Raw genomic sequence first — 21,837 nt, forward strand, 5'->3', positions numbered from 1 at the left:
GGATAACCTAGGGTCTCAGCGGCCTTCTACTAACTTTGCAACGGAGCCCGTTCATTTCCTGAATCACATCACCACTGCGATTGACGGCTTCAACACCCTGTGACATTTTCGCCACACTTTCTGTCATCGTGGTTTCAGCTGCAACCGCTTGTTCTTGTAGGCGTTTGATGATGCTGCCAATCTCTTCGGTGGAGGATTGTGTACGTGTCGCCAAAGAGCGAACCTCATCAGCAACAACCGCGAATCCACGGCCCTGTTCACCAGCCCTTGCGGCTTCGATAGCGGCGTCCAGTGCAAGTAGATTGGTTTGGTCTGCGATAGCATTAATTACATCAACGATAGAGCCAATGCGTTGGCTTTCTTCAACCAATTGACGAATGTTGTCTGTTGTTACATTCATCTCTTGCTCAACGGAACGAATGGCGACCACCGTTTGTTCGATCGCTTCACCTCCTACATGTGCACTCTTTGCTGCATCGCTCGTCGCATTGGCTGAAGACTCTGCGTTGTGGGCAATGTCGGACGAGGTGCTGCGCATCTCTTCCATTGCTGCGGAAAGTGAATCCAGTTGTTCTTGTTGCGAATGCATATTGGCGGAAGATTGAATAGAAATAGCACTCACTTCTTCTGAGGCAGAACTCAATTGAGCGCTGGACTCAATAATCTGACCCAATACTTCTCGAATATTGAGGCGCATTTTATCGAGCGAACGAGAGAGTTCGCCAAACTCGTTTTTACCATCATCAATATGGCACTGACTGAGGTCTTGGTTGCCGATCGCCTCTGCGGCGTTCAACGGAAGTTGCAACTGTGCTTGCATACCGCGAACCAATACAAGCGAGAAGCCAACCGCAGTGGCGAGTGCAGCGAACAGCAGTCCAATCGTAATTTGGTTACTTAACTCACGTTGACGAAGTCCTTCATCCGCAAAAATGAAGCCTTGTTCGCCAAGCAGATTCTGAAGATCAATCAGAGCATCATTGACCTTTGCTCCCGTGTCCAAGGCGGCTTTGTGTGACAGGTGATAGCCATTAATATCCTTGTCGAGAATCAGCATGGCTTCTTGGTAGCGTTTCGCGACTCGGTAGGTGTTTGCAGTCATGTCATCGGCAAGGTTTTGTTCGAGAATGACAACTGCGGCATTGATGTTTTTCAGCGCGGTATCGAGGTAACTTACACGCATCCCGGACACAAACCCATTGTAATAAACGGCGGTGGTTCTTAAATGGTTGAATGCAGTCAGTGCCTTACGTTGCCATTCGCCGCTGTAAGCGCCGTTGGCAATATGCAGTGCGTATTGGTCGAAAATCTTGCCTGATCCTGAAATGCCGTGCTTTACCGCTTTATCAATGGTGTGGAAGTAGGCAAAGGTTGCTTTCGCTTCTGTCACGTACTCTGGGACCAATTGCTTAAGTTTACGTCCCGGTTCGTTATCAGGATGGTAGTTATCAAATTCTTCAAGCAGGTGTGTCAGCGTTTGTTCTGTTGCTTGAATGCGTTTCATATCGCGCGGGTTCCCCCATGTTAAAGCAACGGCCAGCCGTGCACGCCACATTTCGATACCGATGTCATTGGCAACTTGCAGGCTCTCAACTCGGACAGTACGTTCGTTGAGGTACGTTTGTTCTTGGTGTGTTCTGTCGCTGTACAGCCACCAAGCAAGGCTGGAAATCAATACGCCCATGATGAAAATGGGCAGCAGGACAGACGCTCGGAAGCTGAGGTCTTTTAATCGAAAGAAAAACACTGTGAAAAACCCTTATTTGGAGGCAGGGGGAGGTTGAATGATTGTCTGTGGTATCTATGATGGAATGAAAATCACGACCTCGTCGCAAAAAGAGCGCCATTAATAATAGAAAACTGGGCAAGAGGGTACTTATTATTGTTAGTTTTTCACCGAAATTTGAGTAATATCCGCATGTAGTAAAAGCGTTAATCCTCAGTCGGTCGAAACGTTTTCTTTGCGGGTGGTAAGTGTTAAAAATACCGTGCATCTTTGTTGTGCCGATTTTCGCGCTTTTTGACTGGTTTATGGACGAATAAAATGCCCCCCGCCAATGTGTTTATCACTGTGCGTTATCCATTTTCTGACCTTAGAAGCTTATGAGCAAAAGCGACATTCAAGAGAAAATTGCCAGTTTCACCTCGATAGAAGAGGCATTGGTGTATTTCGATATTGGGTTTGATAGCCAATTTATCGACGAATATCGTACGCCCTTGGTCAAGCGATTTAATGGGTATTTACTGATAGCAAAACCTGATGATTGGTTTTCGGCCAGACGAGCACTAAAAAACGCATATTGCTACGTACAACGCAGTCGGCTTGACCGATTTTCGCGCTCTGCTTGCAGAGGATGCACTTCCTGTCAGCGACGATAAAACGTACGTCGTCAGAGAGTGAGGTCGTTGTTTTCGGGGATGCGCCAAATTTGCGCTACCTGTCACAGTCTTAAATGCGTAAAATGCGCCACTGCGTTTTTACCAGACACACAGGCTGGACTTCACCATGACTAAATCCCACAACAAATCCATTCAACAAAAGAAAGGGCTGCATCCGCGAAACCCTCACCGAGAGCGGTATGATTTTTCGGCGTTGATAAAAACGATGCCGGCGCTTCAGTCTTTTGTAAAAACCAATCCGTTTGGTGATTTGTCGGTAGATTTCTCAGACCCTGCGGGGGTAAAGGTGCTGAACAAGGCACTGCTGCACCATTTTTATCAGGTTAAAGCGTGGGACATCCCTGAAGGATATCTGTGCCCGCCAATCCCTGGACGCGCGGACTACCTTCACTACCTTGCGGACTTACTGGCGGAAACCGGAAACAACAAGATTCCGACGGGTAAGCAGATCAAAGGATTGGATATCGGCATGGGCGCTAACTGTGTTTACCCGATGGTGGGACACCGGGTATATGGCTGGCAATTCGTTGGGGCTGATATCGATCCCATCTCCGTAAAAAGTGCGGCGTTTATGGTGGAAGCCAATACTTCACTTAAAACGGGCATTCAATGTCGCCTACAAAGTCACCCTGACAACATTTTCGTTGGCATGATTGGCGCGAACGAACGCTTTGATTTCACGATGTGTAATCCGCCGTTTCATGCGTCATTGGCCGAGGCTGCAAAAGGATCAGAAAGAAAGGTGAAAAACCTTGCAGCGAATGCGCGTAAAAAGGGTACGGAGAAATTTTCGAAAGCCCCCTCTGCAAAAGGCAAACCTGTGCTCAATTTTGGTGGACAGAAAGCGGAGCTTTGGTGCCCCGGTGGCGAAGCTGCCTTTATTCAACGAATGATTTTGCAAAGTGCTGACTTTAAAACACAGTGCTTGTGGTTCACTACCATGGTGTCGAAAAAAGACAACTTGAAAGGTATTTACCAGCAGTTGAAGCAGAGTAATGCAAAAGATGTAAAAACCATTGAGATGGCGCAAGGGCAGAAAGTCACACGCGTTGTCGCATGGACTTACCTTGATGAGGTTGCCCGTGCTGAATGGACGTCAAACTGGCAATCTAAATAAATATCTAATGGCTTTTATTTAGATGCCGTTTGGTGAATGATGCGTCCACACCTTTGCCACGCTTTTATTTTTCCATGTTTAATTTCAGCGTTTGTGAATGATAAGCGCTGATACGGAAAGGTGTGTATTTCATGAATAACTATATAAAGTGCGGGCTTTTCTGCTCAGCGGCACTTTTCATTTTCGCTATCATTTCATCTGCGTTTTTTAGCGGCATAGAGTTAACGGGCAGTGTTTCAGAAACATTAGGAAAGATGTTTACCTATGCATCTTGGTCTGCGGGGAAACAAGGTTTTCTCATCACGACGGCGCTGTTTTGTCTCATCCCCTTCTTCTTTAAATGGCCAAGGAAAAAGACGCTGTCGGTATTGCTGTGTTTTGGGGTAGTTCTAGGGGCCAGTTTTGTTACTAAAACGGTCGTTAAACATGTCACGCAAGAACCTCGCCCTTACACGCAAACGTTGGCCAGCCTTGGCAAAGTACCATCCAGTGCCGCGTTTTATGACAGTACTCCTGAATCTCGCGCCGAAATCCTAAGTTCCGCTTCTCATGACATTAGTCCGTGGCGGATGGTGCATTGGAAGGGGGAAACGAACTACTCGTTTCCTTCAGGACACACCATTTTTGCTGCGGCAAGCGCGATATTTTGGGGTGCCTTACTCATGGCTGAAGGTTATCGTTTGGCTGCGTGGCTGCGTGGCTGCGTGGCTGCGTGGCTGCGTGGCTGCGTGGCTGCGTGGCTGCGTGGCTGATTGTAGGTTGGTCTGGTGTTGTCGTTGCCAGCCGCATTTGGCTTGGTATGCATTGGCCCGTTGATGTGTTGGCGTCCATAGGGTTTGCAGCCGTAATCTGCGCGTTGGTTTACGCAGTCTCAAAAAGGTTCAGCGGGATATTGTGGGACAGTTAAAAGACAAACTGTTCGGTTAAAAGCAATAAAAAGACCTTGTTTTTAATAGGGTTAGCAGTAAAAGTGAGTGAGCCGCATAAAAAGGATTTTGGTGTGAGACAGTTGATACAGAAACTGCCATTTTTGATAACGCTATTGGTAGCATTGCTGTTAGGCAATACCGTCGCCGTTGTCAGCCAAGATCTTTTGCAGGCTCCGTTAGTGTTAACAGCGAGTCAGGACACACAACCTGACGCCTCGCTGGATATCGCCTTGCCGCGTTTTACGGCGTCCAGAGCGACTCAACCTGAACCGCAAGATTCGGACAATAATCCGGTGCCTTGGCCGATAGTCTTACTGACTGTTGCGATGTTGCTATCGCTGTTTCGTGTCTTACAATCCCTTCCGCGTAGCTACCTTCTCTCTGACAACCATCGCCTAGCGGGTTGGCAGGACTCTAATATCCAATTCCGGTTTATTCATATCCGCTGATCTCACTCCATCGTTCAATCACATTACGAATTTTGTTTGTCGATAAGATGGAGTTTCCATGTTTGAAAGTATCCAGGAAGTGCTGGTTGCCCTTTGGCATCAGGACTTCAATGCGCTGCTCGCGCCAGGCAGTGCTGTATTTATATACCTGTTAATTGCGACCTTTATTGGTCTTGAAAGTGGCTTTTTACCTGCCGCTCCTTTGCCTTGTGACAGTGTTGTCGTGCTGTCTGGGTCTTTGGCTGCGGTGGGTGTCTTAAACCCTTACCTCGTTCTGTTTGTGTTGATCACGGCTGCCGCTATGGGCAGTGGGTTAGCGTTTTTGCAGGGCCGTTGGCTAAATCGTCTTCCCCGTGTGAGTCGATGGCTTGAAAAAGTGCCTAGCAAAACAATGAAAACGGTAGATGCTTTGCTCTGCCAGCACGGAGCCATTGCGTTGTTTTGTGCCCGGTTTGTGCCCGGTGCCCGCTCGATAACACCCATGATGATGGGGGCAAGGCTGAACAGTATGTCGCGGTTTCACTATTTCTCGTGGTTGAGTGCCACATTGTGGGTTTGCTTGTTGGCAGGCATTGGCTTTCTCTTGCCATCTCTGCCTGACACACTCAGTCGATTTATTACGATGGGATTGATGCTAGCACCAGCGATCACCCTACTTTTTGCGCTGCTCGCGGTGATTACTTTACGCATGAAAAAATTGCCGAAAGTCGCGTCAATGACAGTGGGGGAGCCATGATATGAAAACGACGCGATCTGTTTCAGAAGCAGCGATAAATCGTATGGGTATGTGGAAATACGCGTTGTTGCTGCTGATGTTGTTGACGCTTTTGCTGCAAGCGATTCCCACTTTCTATGGGGATGTACCCGCGCTAGGTGTTCACGCCAAACGGGGGGATGAAACGTCACTCTCCGTCGTGAAAAATATGCTTACAGACAAGGGTATTCCGTTTCGGGAGGCAATGACAGAAGGTGAAGAGGTCATCGTGACATTCGATGATATAGATGCCCAGCAAAGCGCGAAACACGTGTTAAACGAGAGCTTGTCTAACTACGCAGATATCACCATTCAGTATCAATCCGCGGCACCTGCGTGGTTCAGCACGTTTGGCGCAGAGCCTGTAAAGCTGGGGCTTGATTTGCGGGGTGGTGTTCAACTGTTGCTTTTCGTGGATTTGGATGCGGTGTATAGCAAGCAAGCCGATTCCATGGTGAACGACCTTCGACGGGCATTAAGAGAAGAGCGTATTCGTGGCGTGACCGTCAGGAAAATGTCTTCGACAGAGTTGAAGGTGTCAGGAACTGCCAACCCAGCATTCTGGGACCATTTTTTGGTGTCCTACTCGGGGCAATGGGAGACAGTGCACGAGGGAGAGACATTTACCATCCAACTCACAGAAGAAGAACTGATGCTGCAAGCGCAATCCGCGATGACGCAGAATATTTCAATTCTCAGAAGTCGAATTGGTGAATTAGGCATAGTTGAGGCGAGTGTTGTGCGTCAGGGACGTGATTACATTCGAATTGAACTGCCGGGTGTTCACGATCCAAAGCAAGCCAAGTCAGTGATTGGTGCGACGGCATCCCTAGCGTTTTACGAAGCAACGCCAGCAGGTGCTAACGCGATACCAGACCGTAATGGCGCGTTAGTAAGGTTGTCACGACAGCCAGTGCTGTCAGGTGATCATATCGTCGATGCGCGTGCCAGCATGGATGAAATGGGCTTGCCGCAAGTTGATATTCGACTCGATGGGAATGGTGGTAGCCAGATGATGAATTTCAGTCGCCATCATATTGGGCAGGCCATGGCAACGGTTTATACCGAATACAAACTCAGTCAGAACGGTGAATTAGAGCCCCATGATCAGGTGATCAACGTGGCGACGATTCAAAGTACGTTGGGCAACTCATTCCGCATTACTGGACTGGATAATTCTGCCGAAGCGCAAGAGCTTTCACTGCTTCTTCGTTCTGGTGCCCTAACTGCCCCGATTCAAATTGTTGAAGAAAGGGCAATTGGCCCAACCTTGGGGGCACAAAATATCAAAGCAGGTTTCAGTGCGTTGGCACTGGGAATGATAGGCATGGCCGTTTTCATGACGCTTTGGTATCGACGTTTTGGTTGGGTTGCCATTGTGGGGCTTTGCGCGAACTTGATCATGCAGGTTGGCCTGTTGGTTCTGTTGCCTGGCGCAGTGTTGACACTTCCGGGTATTGCGGGGTTAGTGCTTACTGTCGGCATGGCGGTTGATACTAATGTGTTGATATTCGAACGTATTCGAGATCGACTAAGAGAAGGCGCTTCGCTCGCGACCTTTATCGATTTTGGCTACCGATCAGCATTTGTCACCATTTTCGACGCCAATATCACCACGTTGATTTCTGCGCTTTGTCTTTATGGAATTGGGTCAGGTCCTCTGCAGGGGTTCGCCACAACACTCATTTTAGGGCTAATAACCAGTATGGTGTGTGGCATTTGGGGTACCCGCGCCATCATCAACCCTATTTGGGGCAGAGATAATCGTCGAGCAGTCAGGATTTAGGGATAATTATGATGAAGATATACTCACTTACACAAATCAGATACATGGGGCTGGCGGGGTCTTTGCTGCTGGTGGCTTCGAGCTTATTTGCCATCTTCCACTACGGAATTGCCATGAGCATCGATTTCACGGGCGGTGTGGTCGTTGATGTTGCTTTCCAGACCCTTTCACCAGCGACGGAGATCCAAGCTATGCTGTCTGGTGTTCTTGCTGAATGGGTGACAGTAGAGGTGGGCTCGTCTCCTGCAGTTTGGCAACTGATACTTCCAGCCAATGCTCCTCTAGTCGATCCGCAAACCATTGTGTCTATGTTCAGCCAACAAACACAATCGCCGGTTGAACTGATTCAGGCAACCGTTATTGGTCCACAAGTTGGCGAAGAGCTTTATAGCCAAGGCGGATTAGCTCTGATGGCCGCGTCTTTATCCATCATGATCTATCTCGCGATGCGTTTTGAATGGCGACTGGCACTGGCCGCCATTGCGTCACTTATCCATGATGCCATCATCACGCTGGGTTTGTTGGCAGTACTCGGTGTAAACATGGATCTGAATGTTGTCGCTGGCCTTCTCGCCGTTATCGGTTACTCACTCAATGACTCGATTGTTATCGCTGACCGACTGCGCGATGTACTGAAAGCACGTCCGGATGCTGACATATATTCAAGCACCGATTTGGCGGTGAAAGCGACCTTCTCCCGGACGCTCATTACAGCTGGCACCACACTATTTACCATCGGCTGTCTTTTGATTCTGGGCGGAGAAGCGTTATACGGATTTTCAATCACGCTATTTGCTGGTGTTGTAACGGGAACATGGTCGTCGGTTACCATTGCGTCGACAGTCCAGGAGTTGTTGGGTTTAAACCCGATACATTATCAGCCTCGGCCAGATCTGGTTGACGATATGCCTTAAAGCGGCATCACAAAGGTGGGCGCTTAACCGCGCCCACCTTTCGCTAAGGTCATTGGAGCACGTCGCTCGGAGCGGGAATGGGATGACTAACCCGCGTATTCACCTTGTTTATCGCCTGTGAATTGTAAAGAAGTGTTGCGATCGACGCGTGGCTGAAATTCGTGCGAGGGACGCAAGCGATTGCTAACTGGCTGAAATTGCCCGCTTTAATTATTTTGAACTGGTTAATTTGCGCGCAGAATCCCGTTGAGTGAGGAGGAGTGATGATTTTTTGTGGAATTAATCACCATTTTCTCCCTGACAAACTTGTTGTTTTTTATCGGTTTTCGCAGTAAATATTGGCTGATTTATTTTTTAGGTCATAAGCCAAGATGACATAAAAGGAAAAGCGATACCTATTTTTAGCTTGTCTTCTTGTACCGAGCGACACTGGTGAATGCTTTTACTTTGTCTCTGTTTCTCGTCCGTTTGTTTCGTTGTGTTCGCCGTCATGACCTAAGTTTATTGGAGCCCCCATGTTTGAAGCTATTCAGGAAGTTTTGGTCGCCTTGTGGCACCAAGATTTCAATGCCTTGCTTGCCCCTGGCAGTGCAACGCTTATCTATGTGATTGTCGCGATTCTGATCGCGCTGGAAAGTGGTTTTTTACCCGCGGCCCCTTTTCCGTGTGACAGCGTTGTTGTTCTCGTTGGTACCTTGTCGGCTGTGGGGGTTTTAAGCCCGTATATCGCATTCCCATTACTTATTTTTGCGGCTGCGTTCGGAAGCTGGATGGCGTTTATGCAAGGTCGCTGGCTAAACCGCCTGCCTTTGGTTCAGTCATGGCTGTCAAAAGTGCCTGAAAAGAACATGCAAACTGTCGACAAACTGCTTTGTCATCACGGTTTAGTCGCATTGTTCTGTGCACGTTTTATTCCTGCAGTACGTTCCGTTCTTCCTATGATGATGGGGATGCGCGTTGGCGAAGCGCCTAAGTTCCAGTATTTCTCATGGTTGAGTGCGACTTTGAGGGTATGCTTGTTGGCGGGTTTGGGCTTCTTACTACCAGAATTGCCGGAGCCGCTAAGTCGCGCCGTGACAATGGGTTTGATGGCGGCACCTGTGATTACGCTTTGCATTGCCATATCGACCGCCATTGTTTGGCGAGTCAAAAAGGCCATTCAAACAATGAAGCAGCCACCGACGAGTGCATAGCGGTTAGAAGAAAAAAGCAGGATTATCCTGCTTTTTTCTTTTCTAGTACGCTTCAGACCCGTTTCTTTCTAAAATAACTTATTGGAAGAACAAGGCTTTGCTTAGAGGTGCCAGAGAACACTTCTGCATTTTCGAAAAGAGGCGTTACTTTTTCCGAGAACCCCCTATACTAGTGCCTCTCCTTGTTGTTGTAAGAGATCCCTTTCCGTGTCGATGATTCGCCCTCGGCTCGATTATCCGCTGTTCTTTGCTATTTGCGCACTGATTGCTTTAGGCTCAATGAGTGTGTGGAGTGCGAGTGGTTACAGCGTACCAATTATTGAGCGTCATTTAGCGCGAGCCTGTTTGGCAATTTTTGCCATGCTCGCATTGTCCACCGTCCCTGCTAAGAAATTTAAAGATACTGCGCCGCATCTGTTTGGTCTGGCCGTGATTCTTTTGATTGGCGTTATTATTGCTGGTGACACCACAAACGGTGCAAAACGCTGGCTTGCTATCGGTCCAATCCGCTTTCAGCCCTCTGAATTAGTGAAAGTGGCGGTACCTATGATGGTTGCTTGGTTGATTGTAAAAGACCCCGGTAGGCCAAACTTTCAGAAAATCATGTTGTGTGCCCTCGTGACGGCAGTCCCTGCGGCGTTGATCGTGATTCAGCCTGATCTTGATGGTTCAATCTTTACCGTCATGTATGCATTGTTTGTGCTTTTTCTGGCGGGAATGAGCTGGAAAATTATTGGTTCTGTGTTGGTGACGGTAGCGTCCTCTGTGCCGTTGATGTGGTTCTTCTTTATGGAGGAATACCAAAAAATACGTGTCACCCAGTTTTTGAACCCTGAATCTGATCCTCTCGGTGCGGGCTATCAGATCATTCAGTCGTTGATTGCGATAGGATCGGGCGGGTTTAAAGGCAAAGGCTTTATGCATGCCACCCAAGGTCAGTTAGGGTTCATTCCTGAAAGCCATACTGACTTTATCTTTTCAACGTTTGCGGAAGAGTGGGGCTTTTTAGGTAGTAGCCTTATTGTCCTGTTGTACTTGTTTATTGCGGGTCGCTCTCTCTGGTTGGCGGCAAATGCTGCAGCACCATTTTCTCGTTTGGTAAGTGGTGCGCTTGCGATGAGTTTCTTCCTTTATGCCTTTATCAACTTAGGCATGGTGAGCGGTCTGTTGCCTGTAATGGGTAGCCCTCTGCCGTTTATCAGTTACGGTGGTACGGCGATGATCACTCAAGGCGCTTGCTTTGGTATCATCATGGCATTGTGTTGCGGGAAACAGCCTACGCAGGCAACCTGGAGTTATCGAACCTTTTCGAAGACGCCAAGCTAAGTGATCAACCAATATACATAAAGCAATCAATAAAGAAAAAGGCAGGGGTGATAAGATCACCCCTGCCTTTTTTACGTTTTAGTTCCTATCAAGATTGCGGTTTTGGCTGCTCATCCAATGTGTCATGTAATGCTTCTTCTTCGTTTTCATCCATATCGCCTTCATGCAAACGGTGAGTGCCTGCAATAAAGGTATAGAGAACGGGAAGTACAAACAGCGTAAACAAGGTTCCCACAGCAAGACCGGCGACAATCACCAGTCCGATATTATAACGAGAAGCTGCACCCGCTCCGGTAGCAAACAGGAGGGGGATGAGGCCGGCGATCATCGCTGATGTGGTCATAAGAATAGGACGTAAACGCACAGTCGCCGCTTCAACAATTGCCTCTTGCTTGGATACGCCTTTATGGATTTGTTCTTCTTTCGCAACTTCACACATCAATATGCCGTGCTTGGTGATAAGCCCCACTAAGGTGATGAGCCCGACCTGAGAGTAAATATTCATCGATGTTTCACCGGACATGTGTGTCCAGCCCAACGCAATCAACGCGCCGCTGATCGCAAGCGGAACCGTACACATAATGACCAGAGGATCGCGAACACTCTCAAACTGGCTGGCCAGCACCAAGAAAATAATGGCGAGTGCGAGCGCGAAAGTCACATAAAGCGAACTGCCTTCTTCAACAAACTGCCGCGCTTCCCCCATAAAGGAGTACGTGTAGCCTTGGGGGAGGTCCGTGGACGCGAGACCTTCCATAAAGCTGATAGCATCACCCATTGCCACGTTGGGCGCTGGCACCGCTTCAATTGAGATAGAGTTCATCTGGTTGTAGTGCGGTAACGATTTTGCCTGACCGTTTACTTCGAAGCTAACGAGGCTGGACAGTGGAATCGCTTTGCCGTTTTGTGCCGTGACGTAATAGTTACTAATAAGGTGTGGATTCGCACGGTCTTTACGTTCGACTTGTGGAATAACCTCGTAGGAACGGCCGTCGATATTCACGCGGTTGATGTAACCACCACTCATCATGGAGCCGAGTGTTTGGCCAATGGCTTGCATGGTCACGCCGTATGCCCCTGCTGCGTTACGATCAATTTTGAGCTGTACCAGACCGGAGTCGTATTTCAGGTTTACGTCGGAATACACAAATAAAGGACTGGCTTTTACTTTCTCCAGTATTTTGCTGCCGATGTTATATAGGGTTTCAAAATCTGCAGGGCTGGTGATCACGAACTGAACCGGTAATCCACCGGATGCTCCTGGTAGTGACGGCATTTGGTACGCCGTTGCGTTAATGCCGGGCAGTTGTTTGGCGGCTTTGTTAATCGTGTCTGAGATTTCCTTTTGGCTTTCAGCCCTATCGCTCCAAGGGATCAATGGACCAATCGCAATACCTTGGCTGCTGGTCGGTACGCCAACTAATGCCAAAGACGCTGCCGCCTGTGGCTGTTTCGCAATGATCTCTGAGATGAGCTTCATGTTCTCCTGAATATAATCATTGTTGGAAGTAGAAGGCGTATTGCCTATAACGACCACCACACCTTGATCTTCATCGGGTGCCAATTGAGACGGAATAAAACTGAATAGAACAGGTAATGTGACCAAAACAATCAGCGCGAACATGACAACGGTTTTTTTATGTTCCAGCACTGCGTGCAAAGCTGCTTGGTAGCGTTTGGTCAGCCCGCCAAGAATGCGTTCAACGGTTTCTTCGAATTTGTCTGGCTTTGTATGGGGCTTCAACATCTTAGAGCACATCATTGGCGAAAGAGTCAGAGCGACAAAGCCAGATATAAATACCGCCCCCGCGAGAGTGAGCGCGAATTCCTTAAAGAGCGATCCTGTCACACCCCCCATCAGTGCAATTGGCGCGTAAACAGCAGCCAATGTGATGGTCATGGAGATAACGGGAACTGCAATTTCACGCGTTGCCTCAAGCGCCGCTTTGAAGGGCTTGGTGCCCATCTTTATATGGCGATCAACATTTTCAACCACCACGATGGCATCATCTACCACCAAGCCAATTGCCAAAACCATCGCAAGTAGTGTCATCAAGTTCAACGTAAATCCGAGCCCTTGCATGACGACCATGACGCCAATCAGGGAGAGCGGAATCGTCACAATAGGAATAACCACTGCACGAAATGACCCTAAGAACAGCAAGATGACCACAATCACAATAATCGCCGCTTCCGCGATAGTTTTGACAACTTCGTCAATGGAATCGGTAATGGCTTCTGTAGAGTCATAGAGCACAGAGGCTTCAATGTTAGAGGGGAGATTTCGCTTAACGGAATCAAATTGAACAAGGATGCCGGCAGCGACATCGAGCGGGTTGGCTGTGGGTGTCGCATTCACCCCAACAATAACGGCTTCACGACCATTTGCCAGAGCGCGTGTGCTGTCACCGTTCTTGCTCATGTTCACTTCAGCGACATCACTCAGGTGAACCACTTGTCCATTATCACTCTTTATCACCAAGTTCTTCAACCCTTCAACGGTATCAACTTGACTGTCGATCGTGCTGTTTAAGACGGTCAGGTAGCTGTTGAATTGACCAACCGCAGATTGGTAATTGTTCTGCTGAAGGATGCCGATAAGGGCGCTGGTGGATAAATCATACTGCCCCAGCTTGGTGGGGTCGGGCCATATTCGCAGCGCGAACGGTGCCCCGCCCATCATCGCGATGTTCGATACTCCATTCACGGTTGAGAGTTGAGGGTTAACCACGCGTTCCAAGTAGTCCGCAATCTGGCTGGAGTTCAGTTCACCACTGTAAAAGGAGATGTACATGATAGACGTGGTGGAGCCAGTGGAAGAGGTGACCGAAGGGTCATAAGCTTCTTGAGGCAATTGATTGGCAACAGAGTTTATCTGAGACAACACATTGGCTAACGCCTCTTCCGGGTTCGTGTTCAGCAACATGTTAAGCACAATGCTGGACGCGCCAAGCTGACTGGATGACGTCATAAAGTCGAGGTTATCGACCTGAGACAGGGCTTGCTCCAGCGGCTGAGTGATAAAGCCTTCAACCAATTCCGCATCTGCACCGGGGTAAGCAGTGCCAACCGTGATAACGGTATTGGTCATTTCAGGATACTGGCGCACCTGAAGGTCTTTCATTGCATTGATACCTAGCAACAAAAGCAAAATACTTAATGATGCCGCCATCACGGGGCGGTAGATGAAAATGTCGGTAAATTTCATTCCCTCGCTCCTTACAGTTGCGGCATCTTGTCGGGTACTGTAATTGGGTTAGGCACGATGTTAACTTCCGTACTGTTCCCCAAATTTAATATGCCTGTCGTGACCACGTCCTCATCAAATTTCAAGTCTCCTGAAATGAGCGCATTGTTTCCGCTTCGCGCTAGAACGTCGACCGTAACTTGTTTTACGCGCGTCTCATTGTCTTTCTTATCGACGACAAAAATAGAATTACCGTAGAGTGCAAATACAATGGCTGTTTGAGGGACAACAAACTGTTTATCTAAATTGGTCAACGCGATATTTACGTCGGCAAACATACCGCCACGTAGTGAGCGATCGTCATTGGGCAGTTCGGCTTGCACGGCGACTAAGCCTGTTTGGTTGTTAACTACAGGCTCAATAGCATTGATTTTTCCTTTGTACTCTCGGCCAGGGAAAGCTTCGACGGTCAGTGAAATTGGCTGGGCAATGGAAATTTTACCGATATCAGCCTGGGGGATACTAAAGCGAACACGCATGGAGGAGAGGTCGTCCAGACGGACGATATCGGTTCCTGCTGAGACGTATTGCCCCAGATTCACATTACGAATACCCAGTTGCCCGGTAAATGGAGCTTTGATTTCACGTTGGGCGATGGTGGCTTGCAAGCTTTCGATATTGGCTTGCATTGCTTGATATTTTGACTGGGCAGATTCGAGGCTCTGCTCTGAGACGGATCGCTCTTTGTAGAGTTTTTGCAATCGAAGGTAGTCGTCTCTCGCGGAAGGCAATTGCACTTGTTGGGCTTTGAGATCTGCCTGCTGAACAGAAGAATCAAGGTTGACAAGTACAGCCCCCGATTCGATAGACGCACCATTTTCAAAATTAATGGCAGTCACAATGCCAGAGACTTCATTCGATACATTCACCCCTTGGTTTGGCTCGATAAAGCCGATTGCCTGAATACCTTGCGGCCAAACCGTTGGCGCTAATTTCTGCACCGTAACGGGATAAACAGGCTCCGGCAGGTTAGCCAAAGCCGTTTCTATTTTGTTATTCACAAACAAGTTAAAGCCGATAACAGTGCCAAAAGCGAGCACTGCGACCACGATCATCCCTACTACCCATCTATTCATTTGGTGATACTCCAAGCGCTGTATTTGGTGAATGTTTTTGAGGTCGAACGGCGGAAATTCGCGGAAGAGTGCGCGCTGTGTGAGTGATTTTTGAAATGCGTTAACATATTTCGCAAATAATCAATGTGCGTCATATTCACTCGCTGTATGCCTTATGTTCACAGAGAAGTATAAGCAAGGGTTCAGCGTGGCGTGTTTCCAACTTGGGACGATTGGGATAAAGCAGTGAGTAAGGTATTGTTTTGTTGAGTGGGGATTAAACACAGGTACCAAAAAAGAGGCAATTTGCCTCTTTTTTGGTATAGAGAAACGATTAGAGTGCGTCTTTGATTTTCTCAGCAACCTGAGCGGGTACCCAACGTGTCCATACGTGAGGATAAGATTCTAAAAACTCAAACGCTGCAATTTCACCGTCCGCTTGATTCTCTTCCATCCAGGCCATCATCGCGCTCATATCTGCATTGGAGTATGAGCGGTTGCTGATAAAGGCATAGGCATTGGGTGACTGTTGAGCGAACGTCTCTGTTGTGATCGTATTCACCGCTGAAGGCGGATAAGCGGTGACTTTCGGGTTAGAACAGTTGGCTTGTGTGATGCACTGTTCGTAATGGGCAGGATCGGGTGCTACACCAAAATCGACTTTTACCATTTCATAACGTCCCAACACCGGTGTTGGGGACCAGTAATAACCAAACCAAGGTTTTTCTCGGTCATATGCGCGTGCGATGGACCCCGCCAGTGCAGCGCCCGAGCCAGGATCAACCTGTTCAAAACCGGCTTTATCAAGTTCCAACGCATTGAATAAATGGTTGGCAGTGATCTGGCACGTCCAACCCGATGGACACGTCATGAAACTGGACTTTTCGTCGTCTTCTGAATGTGGGAAGAGATGCGCATTGACTTTAACGCCTTCAATGGTGGCAAGCGCAGGGTGCTTATCTACCATGTATTTGGGAACCCAAAATCCTTCCTCACCACCCTCGGAGAACGCTTTGCCTGCAAAACGCAGTTTTCCTTCTCTCTCGCCTTTTTCGAGCATTTCCTTGTGTGAATTACTCCAAAATTCTGGGGCGATATCGGGTTCGCCTTTCTCTGACATCGAAATGCCCGTAGGCATGGTGTCTCCAGGCACTAACTCCGCATTACAGCCATAACCATTTTCGAGGATAAATTGATCGACATGTGCCATCAAGGTGGCGGAATTCCAGTTCATATCCGCAATTGTGACGTCGCCACATTCCTGAGCTGATACGAAAGGGGAGAGTGCGAATAAAGGCAGCGAAAAATAGCGGACGAGCATGGCTTACATCTCCGACCTAGATAAAGGTGCTTTATTGAATTGAAGGAGCCTAAGATAACAAACTAAATGTAATGATTGTTGCTGCTTGGTTTCCAAATGTGATGAAAGTTGCGCGGTTTTTGACGCTTTCTAAGCAGCAATTTTCTTATTGAGTACATGATGTATTGATCCGTCTCTCACTAGAGATCATGGACTTTGATTAATGTTAATACCTTGTTATACGCTTAGGTTGTTTAGAGGTGTAAAGGAAATTACTAACTATGCAATCGGGTAATGGCGCGAATAATACAGGGTTTCCTTTTGTTCGATTCGATAATGTACAGAAGAGTTATGATGGAAGATCCTTGGTGGTCAAAGGATTTGAAATGGACATTGACCAAGGGGAATTCATTACTCTGTTAGGGCCATCTGGTTCAGGTAAGTCGACAGTTCTAATGATGATGGCGGGTTTTGAACAGCCAACCCACGGGGATATCTACCTAAAAGGGAATCCCATAAAAAACCTGCCCCCACACAAGCGAGGCATCGGTCTTGTTTTCCAAAATTATGCACTATTTCCGCATATGACAGTGGAAGAGAACCTCGCCTTTCCGTTACAAGTGCGTAACTTATCTAAGTCTGAGGTCGAAAAGAAGGTAAAACGTGCGCTTGATATGGTGCGTTTATCAGAATTCGGTCACCGACGACCTGCTCATCTTTCTGGTGGTCAGCAACAGCGTGTCGCCGTTGCTCGCGCTTTGGTTTTTGAACCTGAACTTGTTTTGATGGATGAACCATTAGGTGCGTTGGATAAAAATCTGCGTGAAGAGATGCAATATGAGATCAAGCACATACAAGAAGATCTCGGCGTCACTATGATTTATGTAACGCATGACCAGTCAGAAGCGCTCACGATGTCGGATCGTATTGCTGTTTTCAATGATGGTGTCGTACAACAATTGGCCACACCGGAGGAGCTTTACGAGCGTCCAGTTAATGCCTTTGTTGCACAATTCATCGGTGAGAATAATCGTCTGAAAGGAGACGTCATTTCGCTGGATAACCAACGCTGTCAGGTAAAGGTACCCAACGGCGATGTCATCACAGCAAAACCAATCGCCGTCGGGAAAGAAGGGGAAATATCAACCCTTTCCTTGCGTCCTGAGCGAATTATCATCAATCCGTCTAACGGTACGCTACCCAATATATTTGACGCTAAAGTTGAAGAGGTAATTTACCTTGGCGACCACTTGCGTACACGCGTAAAAGTGTGTGAAAGCGATGAATTCATAATAAAAACACCGAATGCCGAAGGGCATCCAAATTTACGTCGTGGCGACATGATCAGAGTCGGTTGGTCTGAAGAAGATTGCCGAGCCCTAGATGCTTCCTAAGCATTGACCTTAACCTATTAGCTGACATTGAAGCGTTAAAAACGATCACTGTTAGCGATAAGAACTGAATATGGATTGCGATGAACGCTGTAGTTTTTGCACTGCGGAAACGTGCAAAAGTGAACTCCTGTCCTGCTCAGGCTGACCAAGCGAAAGACTTGAGGAGAAAACAATGAAGAAACTAGCGTTACATGCCGCAATTATTGCAGGGTGCGCAGGCATGGCGACCAGTGTCGCCGCAGACGAGACGCTAAATGTAGTGTCTTGGGGTGGTGCATACACTGAGAGTCAAACGAAGGCTTATCATGAACCTTGGACTGAAAAAACGGGCGTGAAGGTTGTCAATATCGATAAATCTTCGAACGCTCTGTCTGGTCTGCGTGCGCAGGTTGAGTCTGATAATGTCACGTGGGATTTGGTGGATATTCTGCCTTCTGACGCAATCGTAGCATGTGATGAAGGCTTGGCCGAGCCGCTTGATCATGACTTGCTTCTCGCAGCAGCCCCGGATGGTACGCCAGCAACTAAAGATTTTCTGGCTGGCTCATTGACGGAGTGTTTTGTCCCATCCATCGTGTATTCGAACATTATTGCGTACAACACTGAGCTGTTTGGCGGGAAAAAACCGACAAAAATTGACGACGTGTTTGACCTGAAAAACTTCCCAGGTAAACGTGCGCTTCAGAAAAAACCCATCAATAACCTTGAGTGGGCATTGGTTGCAGACGGCGTTCCAGCAGAAGAAGTGTATGAGGTGCTTTCTACTGAAGAAGGCGTGAAACGTGCATTTAAAAAGCTCGATACCATCAAAGATTCTGTGATTTGGTGGGAAGAAGGTGCGCAACCGCCACAACTTTTGGCGGATAAAGAAGTGGCTTTTGCATCAGCGTATAACGGTCGTATTTTTAATGCCGCCGTGAATGAAAATCAGCCGTTCGATATTATTTGGGATGGTCAGGTATTCGAGCTGGACGGTTGGGTTGTACCTAAAGGTAAACTGGATAAAGTGAAGGAATACCTGCGCTTTGCCACAGATTCACAGCGTCTGGCGGACCAAGCTAAATACATTTCTTATGGTCCAGCACGTAATTCTTCGGCGGGTATGGTCAGCAAGCACGCGGTAACCGGTATTGATATGAAACCGCACATGCCGACGTATGCACCAAACTTTGTCACTGCGATTCCAAAAGATGATGAGTTTTGGGCGGATAATGGTGATGAACTGGCTCAGCGTTTTAACGCTTGGTTAGCGCAATAATTGATAGCTGTAGTGGCGGGCAGAGATTGCCCGCCACTTTCGTTTTTGTAAGTAGTGGGAGGTCTGGTGCAGGGAAGTCCAGCCAATGAAATCAAAACCGCAGATGGTGTATCTCTTCGAGTCAGCCAAGAGCGTTCTATTCGCAGAAACAAAAGAAAGGCATTTCTCCTCGTCGCTCCTCTATTGGCTTTTCTGCTTGTGGCATTTGTTCTGCCTATTGTGGACATGCTACAGCGAAGTGTTGAAAACCCCGAAGTGTCGACTTATCTACCCAAAACGACGGTTGCATTGGAAAGTTGGGATGGGCAAGCCCTTCCGGATGAGCAGGTCTATGCTGCGTTAGTGGAAGATCTTCAAATCGGCGCTAAAGCGCGAAATATTGGTAAAGTTGCTTCTCGCTTAAATTACGAAAAATCGGGCATGCGTTCTCTGTTAATGAAATCTTCGCGTAAATCAAAACGCATTGAAGAAGGCCCCTATAAAGCCCAAATTGAAAAAATCGATAAACGGTGGAAAGACATCAGTGTATGGCGATTGATCAAACGTGAATCTTCACCGTATACGCTTTCGTATTACCTAAATGCCGTCGACCATCGATATGATGATCAAGGCAATATCGTCGCTCAGCCGGAACATTTGCAGATATACAACGGACTGTTTTGGCGGACTCTCTATATGAGCGTTGCGATTACCTTCCTGTGCTTGCTCCTTGGCTACCCTGTGGCGTATCTGTTGGCGAATCTTCCGTTAAAGCATGCAAATGTATTGATGATTTTTGTACTTCTTCCCTTTTGGACGTCACTGCTGGTTCGAACGGCTACTTGGATTGCCATTTTGCAGCAGCAAGGGGTATTAAATGACCTCATGGTCGGGGTAGGGATCTTGGATGATCAGAATCGTATTCAGATGATCTATAACCAGACAGGGACACTAATTGCAATGACCCACATCCTGTTGCCATTCATGATCCTGCCTCTTTATTCGGTCATGAAAACCATTTCGCCGAGCTATGTCAGAGCTGCGCGGTCAATGGGTGCGACACAGTTTACGTCGTTTCGACGTATCTATTTTCCGCAAACGTTACCGGGAATTGGTGCGGGTTCAATTTTAGTGTTCATTCTCGCTATTGGATACTACATCACACCTGCGTTAGTCGGTGGACAGACAGGGACGTTTATCACGAACTTCATTGCCTATCACATGCAAACCTCTTTGAACTGGGGGCTGGCAGCGGCCATTGCGTCGATTTTGCTGGTGGTCGTCATTGTTCTGTATTGGCTCTACAACCGATTGATTGGTGTAGATAACGTGAAGTTGGGATAGGAGAAGTACCATGGCAATGCCTGAATGCGCGACCACAGGCGAAAAAGTGTGGTATGTAGTTTTCCGCCTGATTTGTGCGGCGATCTTTCTTTTTTTAGTTGGCCCTTTGTTGGTGATTATTCCTCTGAGTTTTAATACTCAACCGTATTTCACTTTCACGCCGGAGATGTTGAGTTTTGACCCATCAGGTTTTTCACTGAGATGGTATGAGGACTTTTTTACGTCTGATGCATGGCAAAAAGCGGTGAAAAACAGTGTGATAGTAGCAATTGCCTCAACCATTTTCGCGACAGTACTGGGTACGGTAGCGGCCTTAGGTTTATCCAGTCGTTACATGCCATATAAAGACGTAATCATGGCGATTTTAATTTCACCCATGATCGTGCCTTTGATTATCTCTGCCGCAGCGATGTTTTTCTTCTTCTCTCGTTTCCAGCTTACACAAAGTTATATTGGCGTTATTCTCGCGCATACAGCTTTGGGCCTGCCTTTTGTTGTTATTACCGTAACGGCGACGTTGAGTGGCTTCGATCATTCTTTGACCCGAGCCTCGGCAAGTCTTGGTGCGAATCCAATTCAGACATTCTTTAAAGTTGTTTTACCGCTGGTTACACCGGGAGTGATCTCCGGTGCTTTGTTTGCGTTCATCACCTCTTTTGATGAAGTGGTCGTCGTGTTATTTATCGCAGGTCCTGAGCAAACAACATTGCCGATTCAAATGTGGGCTGGGATTCGGGAAGAGATCAGTCCCACCATTTTGGCGGCGGCAACGTTATTGGTTGTTTTGTCGATTGCGTTGCTTACAACGTTGGAGTTCTTAAGAAGACGTAGTGCGCGTATGAGAGGTATTGAAGAGTAAGTTGGCCTGCCAGTTGTCCATTCCCCCAAATGATGACAACTGGCAAACCAAACTTGTTAGAGATCAGCCCATTGAGGCAGCTTTTTGCGTTTAGCAGTTAGCTTGTACCAACTAGACATCATCAACCCGAAAACAAGCCCTGTCGTCATCGACGCATTGAATGCGTACAGCAATGAAACGCCTAAACTATTCCACTGAAAAAACCACATGATGATGTCGAGTAGACGACACCTGTTACCAAGTGTCGTCCCTCTAAGAACCCAGCGTGCAACTTTCACCGCACTAGGCTCAAGCCTTCACGAAGGCACCGATTGGCACCCAGCAACTTATAAAGCAGCGAGAGCAGGCTCATGCCAAGAGTTACGGCATTGCTTCTTTGATTTTCTCTTAGCCAAGTATTCTTGGTATTGAGGATCAAAAGGCGTAGCGGCACTCCTGATTTTTACATGTCTCTCTATTGGCACCTTAGCTATTTGAAACAGATTGAACTGACAATCCATATCCATGATCTTCTGCCAACCGTGAAATTGCCA

At 47.7% G+C, this 21,837-nt stretch carries 19 protein-coding genes and 1 pseudogene; 14 read left to right on the forward strand and 6 right to left on the reverse strand.

Features of this window, described 5'->3' with window-relative positions; all coding sequences use genetic code 11:
- Positions 1-7: 7 nt before the first annotated feature.
- A complete protein-coding gene (locus B5D35_RS24375; protein WP_078753922.1) occupies positions 8-1,747 on the reverse strand; it encodes a methyl-accepting chemotaxis protein in 1,740 nt (579 codons plus the stop codon).
- Positions 1,748-2,103: 356 nt separating this feature from the next.
- Between B5D35_RS24375 and nifW the strand changes: the two genes are divergently transcribed.
- The 10 genes from nifW to rodA all read left to right on the forward strand — a co-directional run bounded on the left by nifW (position 2,104) and on the right by rodA (position 10,868).
- Positions 2,104-2,379: a nitrogenase-stabilizing/protective NifW family protein gene (nifW, locus tag B5D35_RS18060; RefSeq protein WP_078753923.1), complete on the forward strand. Its 276-nt coding sequence runs from the start codon at positions 2,104-2,106 to the stop codon at positions 2,377-2,379.
- 127 nt (positions 2,380-2,506) lie between these two features.
- Complete coding sequence (rlmF, locus tag B5D35_RS18065; RefSeq protein ID WP_078753924.1) at positions 2,507-3,517, forward strand: 23S rRNA (adenine(1618)-N(6))-methyltransferase RlmF; 1,011 nt, start codon at positions 2,507-2,509, stop codon at positions 3,515-3,517.
- 131 nt (positions 3,518-3,648) lie between these two features.
- A complete protein-coding gene (locus B5D35_RS18070; protein WP_101210328.1) occupies positions 3,649-4,269 on the forward strand; it encodes a phosphatase PAP2 family protein in 621 nt (206 codons plus the stop codon).
- Positions 4,254-4,424, forward strand: coding sequence for a phosphatase PAP2 family protein (locus B5D35_RS25525; RefSeq protein ID WP_157828396.1), 171 nt, complete (start codon positions 4,254-4,256; stop codon positions 4,422-4,424). The genes B5D35_RS18070 and B5D35_RS25525 overlap by 16 nt, the downstream gene beginning before the upstream one ends.
- A gap of 93 nt (positions 4,425-4,517) precedes the next feature.
- Entirely contained in the window at positions 4,518-4,895 is a 378-nt protein-coding gene (locus tag B5D35_RS18075) for a hypothetical protein (RefSeq protein WP_078753925.1), read from the forward strand.
- A 58-nt stretch (positions 4,896-4,953) separates the two neighbouring features.
- On the forward strand, positions 4,954-5,631 hold the full coding sequence (locus B5D35_RS18080; protein WP_078753926.1) for a DedA family protein: 678 nt from the start codon (positions 4,954-4,956) through the stop codon (positions 5,629-5,631).
- A 1-nt stretch (position 5,632) separates the two neighbouring features.
- Positions 5,633-7,435 (forward strand): protein translocase subunit SecD, encoded by a 1,803-nt coding sequence (secD, locus tag B5D35_RS18085; protein ID WP_078753927.1) that lies wholly within the window; start codon positions 5,633-5,635, stop codon positions 7,433-7,435.
- A gap of 8 nt (positions 7,436-7,443) precedes the next feature.
- Positions 7,444-8,349, forward strand: coding sequence for a protein translocase subunit SecF (gene secF, locus B5D35_RS18090; RefSeq protein WP_078753928.1), 906 nt, complete (start codon positions 7,444-7,446; stop codon positions 8,347-8,349).
- 515 nt (positions 8,350-8,864) lie between these two features.
- Positions 8,865-9,542: a DedA family protein gene (locus B5D35_RS18095; RefSeq protein WP_078753929.1), complete on the forward strand. Its 678-nt coding sequence runs from the start codon at positions 8,865-8,867 to the stop codon at positions 9,540-9,542.
- Between the two features lie 213 nt (positions 9,543-9,755).
- A complete protein-coding gene (gene rodA, locus B5D35_RS18100; RefSeq protein WP_078753930.1) occupies positions 9,756-10,868 on the forward strand; it encodes a rod shape-determining protein RodA in 1,113 nt (370 codons plus the stop codon).
- A gap of 88 nt (positions 10,869-10,956) precedes the next feature.
- On the opposite strand, the gene B5D35_RS18105 is transcribed toward rodA, so the two are convergent.
- From B5D35_RS18105 to B5D35_RS18115, 3 genes are all read right to left on the reverse strand, one after another.
- Positions 10,957-14,076, reverse strand: a complete 3,120-nt coding sequence (locus B5D35_RS18105) for an efflux RND transporter permease subunit (RefSeq protein ID WP_078753931.1) — start codon at positions 14,074-14,076, stop codon at positions 10,957-10,959.
- Between the two features lie 11 nt (positions 14,077-14,087).
- Positions 14,088-15,191 carry an efflux RND transporter periplasmic adaptor subunit gene (locus B5D35_RS18110; RefSeq protein WP_198557073.1) on the reverse strand — a complete coding sequence of 368 codons (1,104 nt, stop codon included), beginning with the start codon at positions 15,189-15,191 and terminating at the stop codon, positions 14,088-14,090.
- Positions 15,192-15,504: 313 nt separating this feature from the next.
- The gene (locus tag B5D35_RS18115; RefSeq protein ID WP_078753933.1) at positions 15,505-16,491 is read right to left on the reverse strand and encodes an ABC transporter substrate-binding protein; all 987 of its coding nucleotides are present in this window, start codon (positions 16,489-16,491) and stop codon (positions 15,505-15,507) included.
- Positions 16,492-16,751: 260 nt separating this feature from the next.
- On the opposite strand from B5D35_RS18115, the gene B5D35_RS18120 reads away from it, so the two are divergent.
- The 4 genes from B5D35_RS18120 (at position 16,752) to B5D35_RS18135 (ending at position 21,304) form a co-directional block, all read left to right on the forward strand.
- Positions 16,752-17,864 carry an ABC transporter ATP-binding protein gene (locus B5D35_RS18120; RefSeq protein WP_078753934.1) on the forward strand — a complete coding sequence of 371 codons (1,113 nt, stop codon included), beginning with the start codon at positions 16,752-16,754 and terminating at the stop codon, positions 17,862-17,864.
- Positions 17,865-18,036: 172 nt separating this feature from the next.
- Positions 18,037-19,122 carry an ABC transporter substrate-binding protein gene (locus tag B5D35_RS18125; protein ID WP_078753935.1) on the forward strand — a complete coding sequence of 362 codons (1,086 nt, stop codon included), beginning with the start codon at positions 18,037-18,039 and terminating at the stop codon, positions 19,120-19,122.
- Between the two features lie 66 nt (positions 19,123-19,188).
- Positions 19,189-20,445 carry an ABC transporter permease gene (locus B5D35_RS18130; protein WP_078753936.1) on the forward strand — a complete coding sequence of 419 codons (1,257 nt, stop codon included), beginning with the start codon at positions 19,189-19,191 and terminating at the stop codon, positions 20,443-20,445.
- 10 nt (positions 20,446-20,455) lie between these two features.
- Entirely contained in the window at positions 20,456-21,304 is an 849-nt protein-coding gene (locus tag B5D35_RS18135) for an ABC transporter permease (RefSeq protein WP_078753937.1), read from the forward strand.
- Between the two features lie 56 nt (positions 21,305-21,360).
- Here the strand turns inward: B5D35_RS18135 and B5D35_RS18140 are convergent, their stop codons facing one another.
- A complete protein-coding gene (locus B5D35_RS18140; RefSeq protein ID WP_078753938.1) occupies positions 21,361-21,582 on the reverse strand; it encodes a DUF6404 family protein in 222 nt (73 codons plus the stop codon).
- A 48-nt stretch (positions 21,583-21,630) separates the two neighbouring features.
- Positions 21,631-21,837: pseudogene (locus B5D35_RS18150) on the reverse strand (group II intron reverse transcriptase/maturase); the annotation flags it as partial.

The organism is Enterovibrio nigricans DSM 22720 (assembly GCF_900167155.1).
GTDB classification, from domain to species: domain Bacteria; phylum Pseudomonadota; class Gammaproteobacteria; order Enterobacterales; family Vibrionaceae; genus Enterovibrio; species Enterovibrio nigricans.

Coding starts and splice junctions, on each gene's coding strand:
- B5D35_RS18095 (WP_078753929.1), top strand. CDS start 8,865: ATGTTTGAAGCTATTCAGGAAGTTTTGGTCGCCTTGTGGCACCAAGAT.
- B5D35_RS18110 (WP_198557073.1), bottom strand. CDS start 15,191: ATGAATAGATGGGTAGTAGGGATGATCGTGGTCGCAGTGCTCGCTTTT.
- B5D35_RS18080 (WP_078753926.1), top strand. CDS start 4,954: ATGTTTGAAAGTATCCAGGAAGTGCTGGTTGCCCTTTGGCATCAGGAC.
- rodA (WP_078753930.1), top strand. CDS start 9,756: ATGATTCGCCCTCGGCTCGATTATCCGCTGTTCTTTGCTATTTGCGCA.
- B5D35_RS18070 (WP_101210328.1), top strand. CDS start 3,649: ATGAATAACTATATAAAGTGCGGGCTTTTCTGCTCAGCGGCACTTTTC.
- nifW (WP_078753923.1), top strand. CDS start 2,104: ATGAGCAAAAGCGACATTCAAGAGAAAATTGCCAGTTTCACCTCGATA.
- B5D35_RS18105 (WP_078753931.1), bottom strand. CDS start 14,076: ATGAAATTTACCGACATTTTCATCTACCGCCCCGTGATGGCGGCATCA.
- B5D35_RS18115 (WP_078753933.1), bottom strand. CDS start 16,491: ATGCTCGTCCGCTATTTTTCGCTGCCTTTATTCGCACTCTCCCCTTTC.
- rlmF (WP_078753924.1), top strand. CDS start 2,507: ATGACTAAATCCCACAACAAATCCATTCAACAAAAGAAAGGGCTGCAT.
- B5D35_RS18120 (WP_078753934.1), top strand. CDS start 16,752: ATGCAATCGGGTAATGGCGCGAATAATACAGGGTTTCCTTTTGTTCGA.
- secF (WP_078753928.1), top strand. CDS start 7,444: ATGATGAAGATATACTCACTTACACAAATCAGATACATGGGGCTGGCG.
- secD (WP_078753927.1), top strand. CDS start 5,633: ATGAAAACGACGCGATCTGTTTCAGAAGCAGCGATAAATCGTATGGGT.
- B5D35_RS18125 (WP_078753935.1), top strand. CDS start 18,037: ATGAAGAAACTAGCGTTACATGCCGCAATTATTGCAGGGTGCGCAGGC.
- B5D35_RS18135 (WP_078753937.1), top strand. CDS start 20,456: ATGGCAATGCCTGAATGCGCGACCACAGGCGAAAAAGTGTGGTATGTA.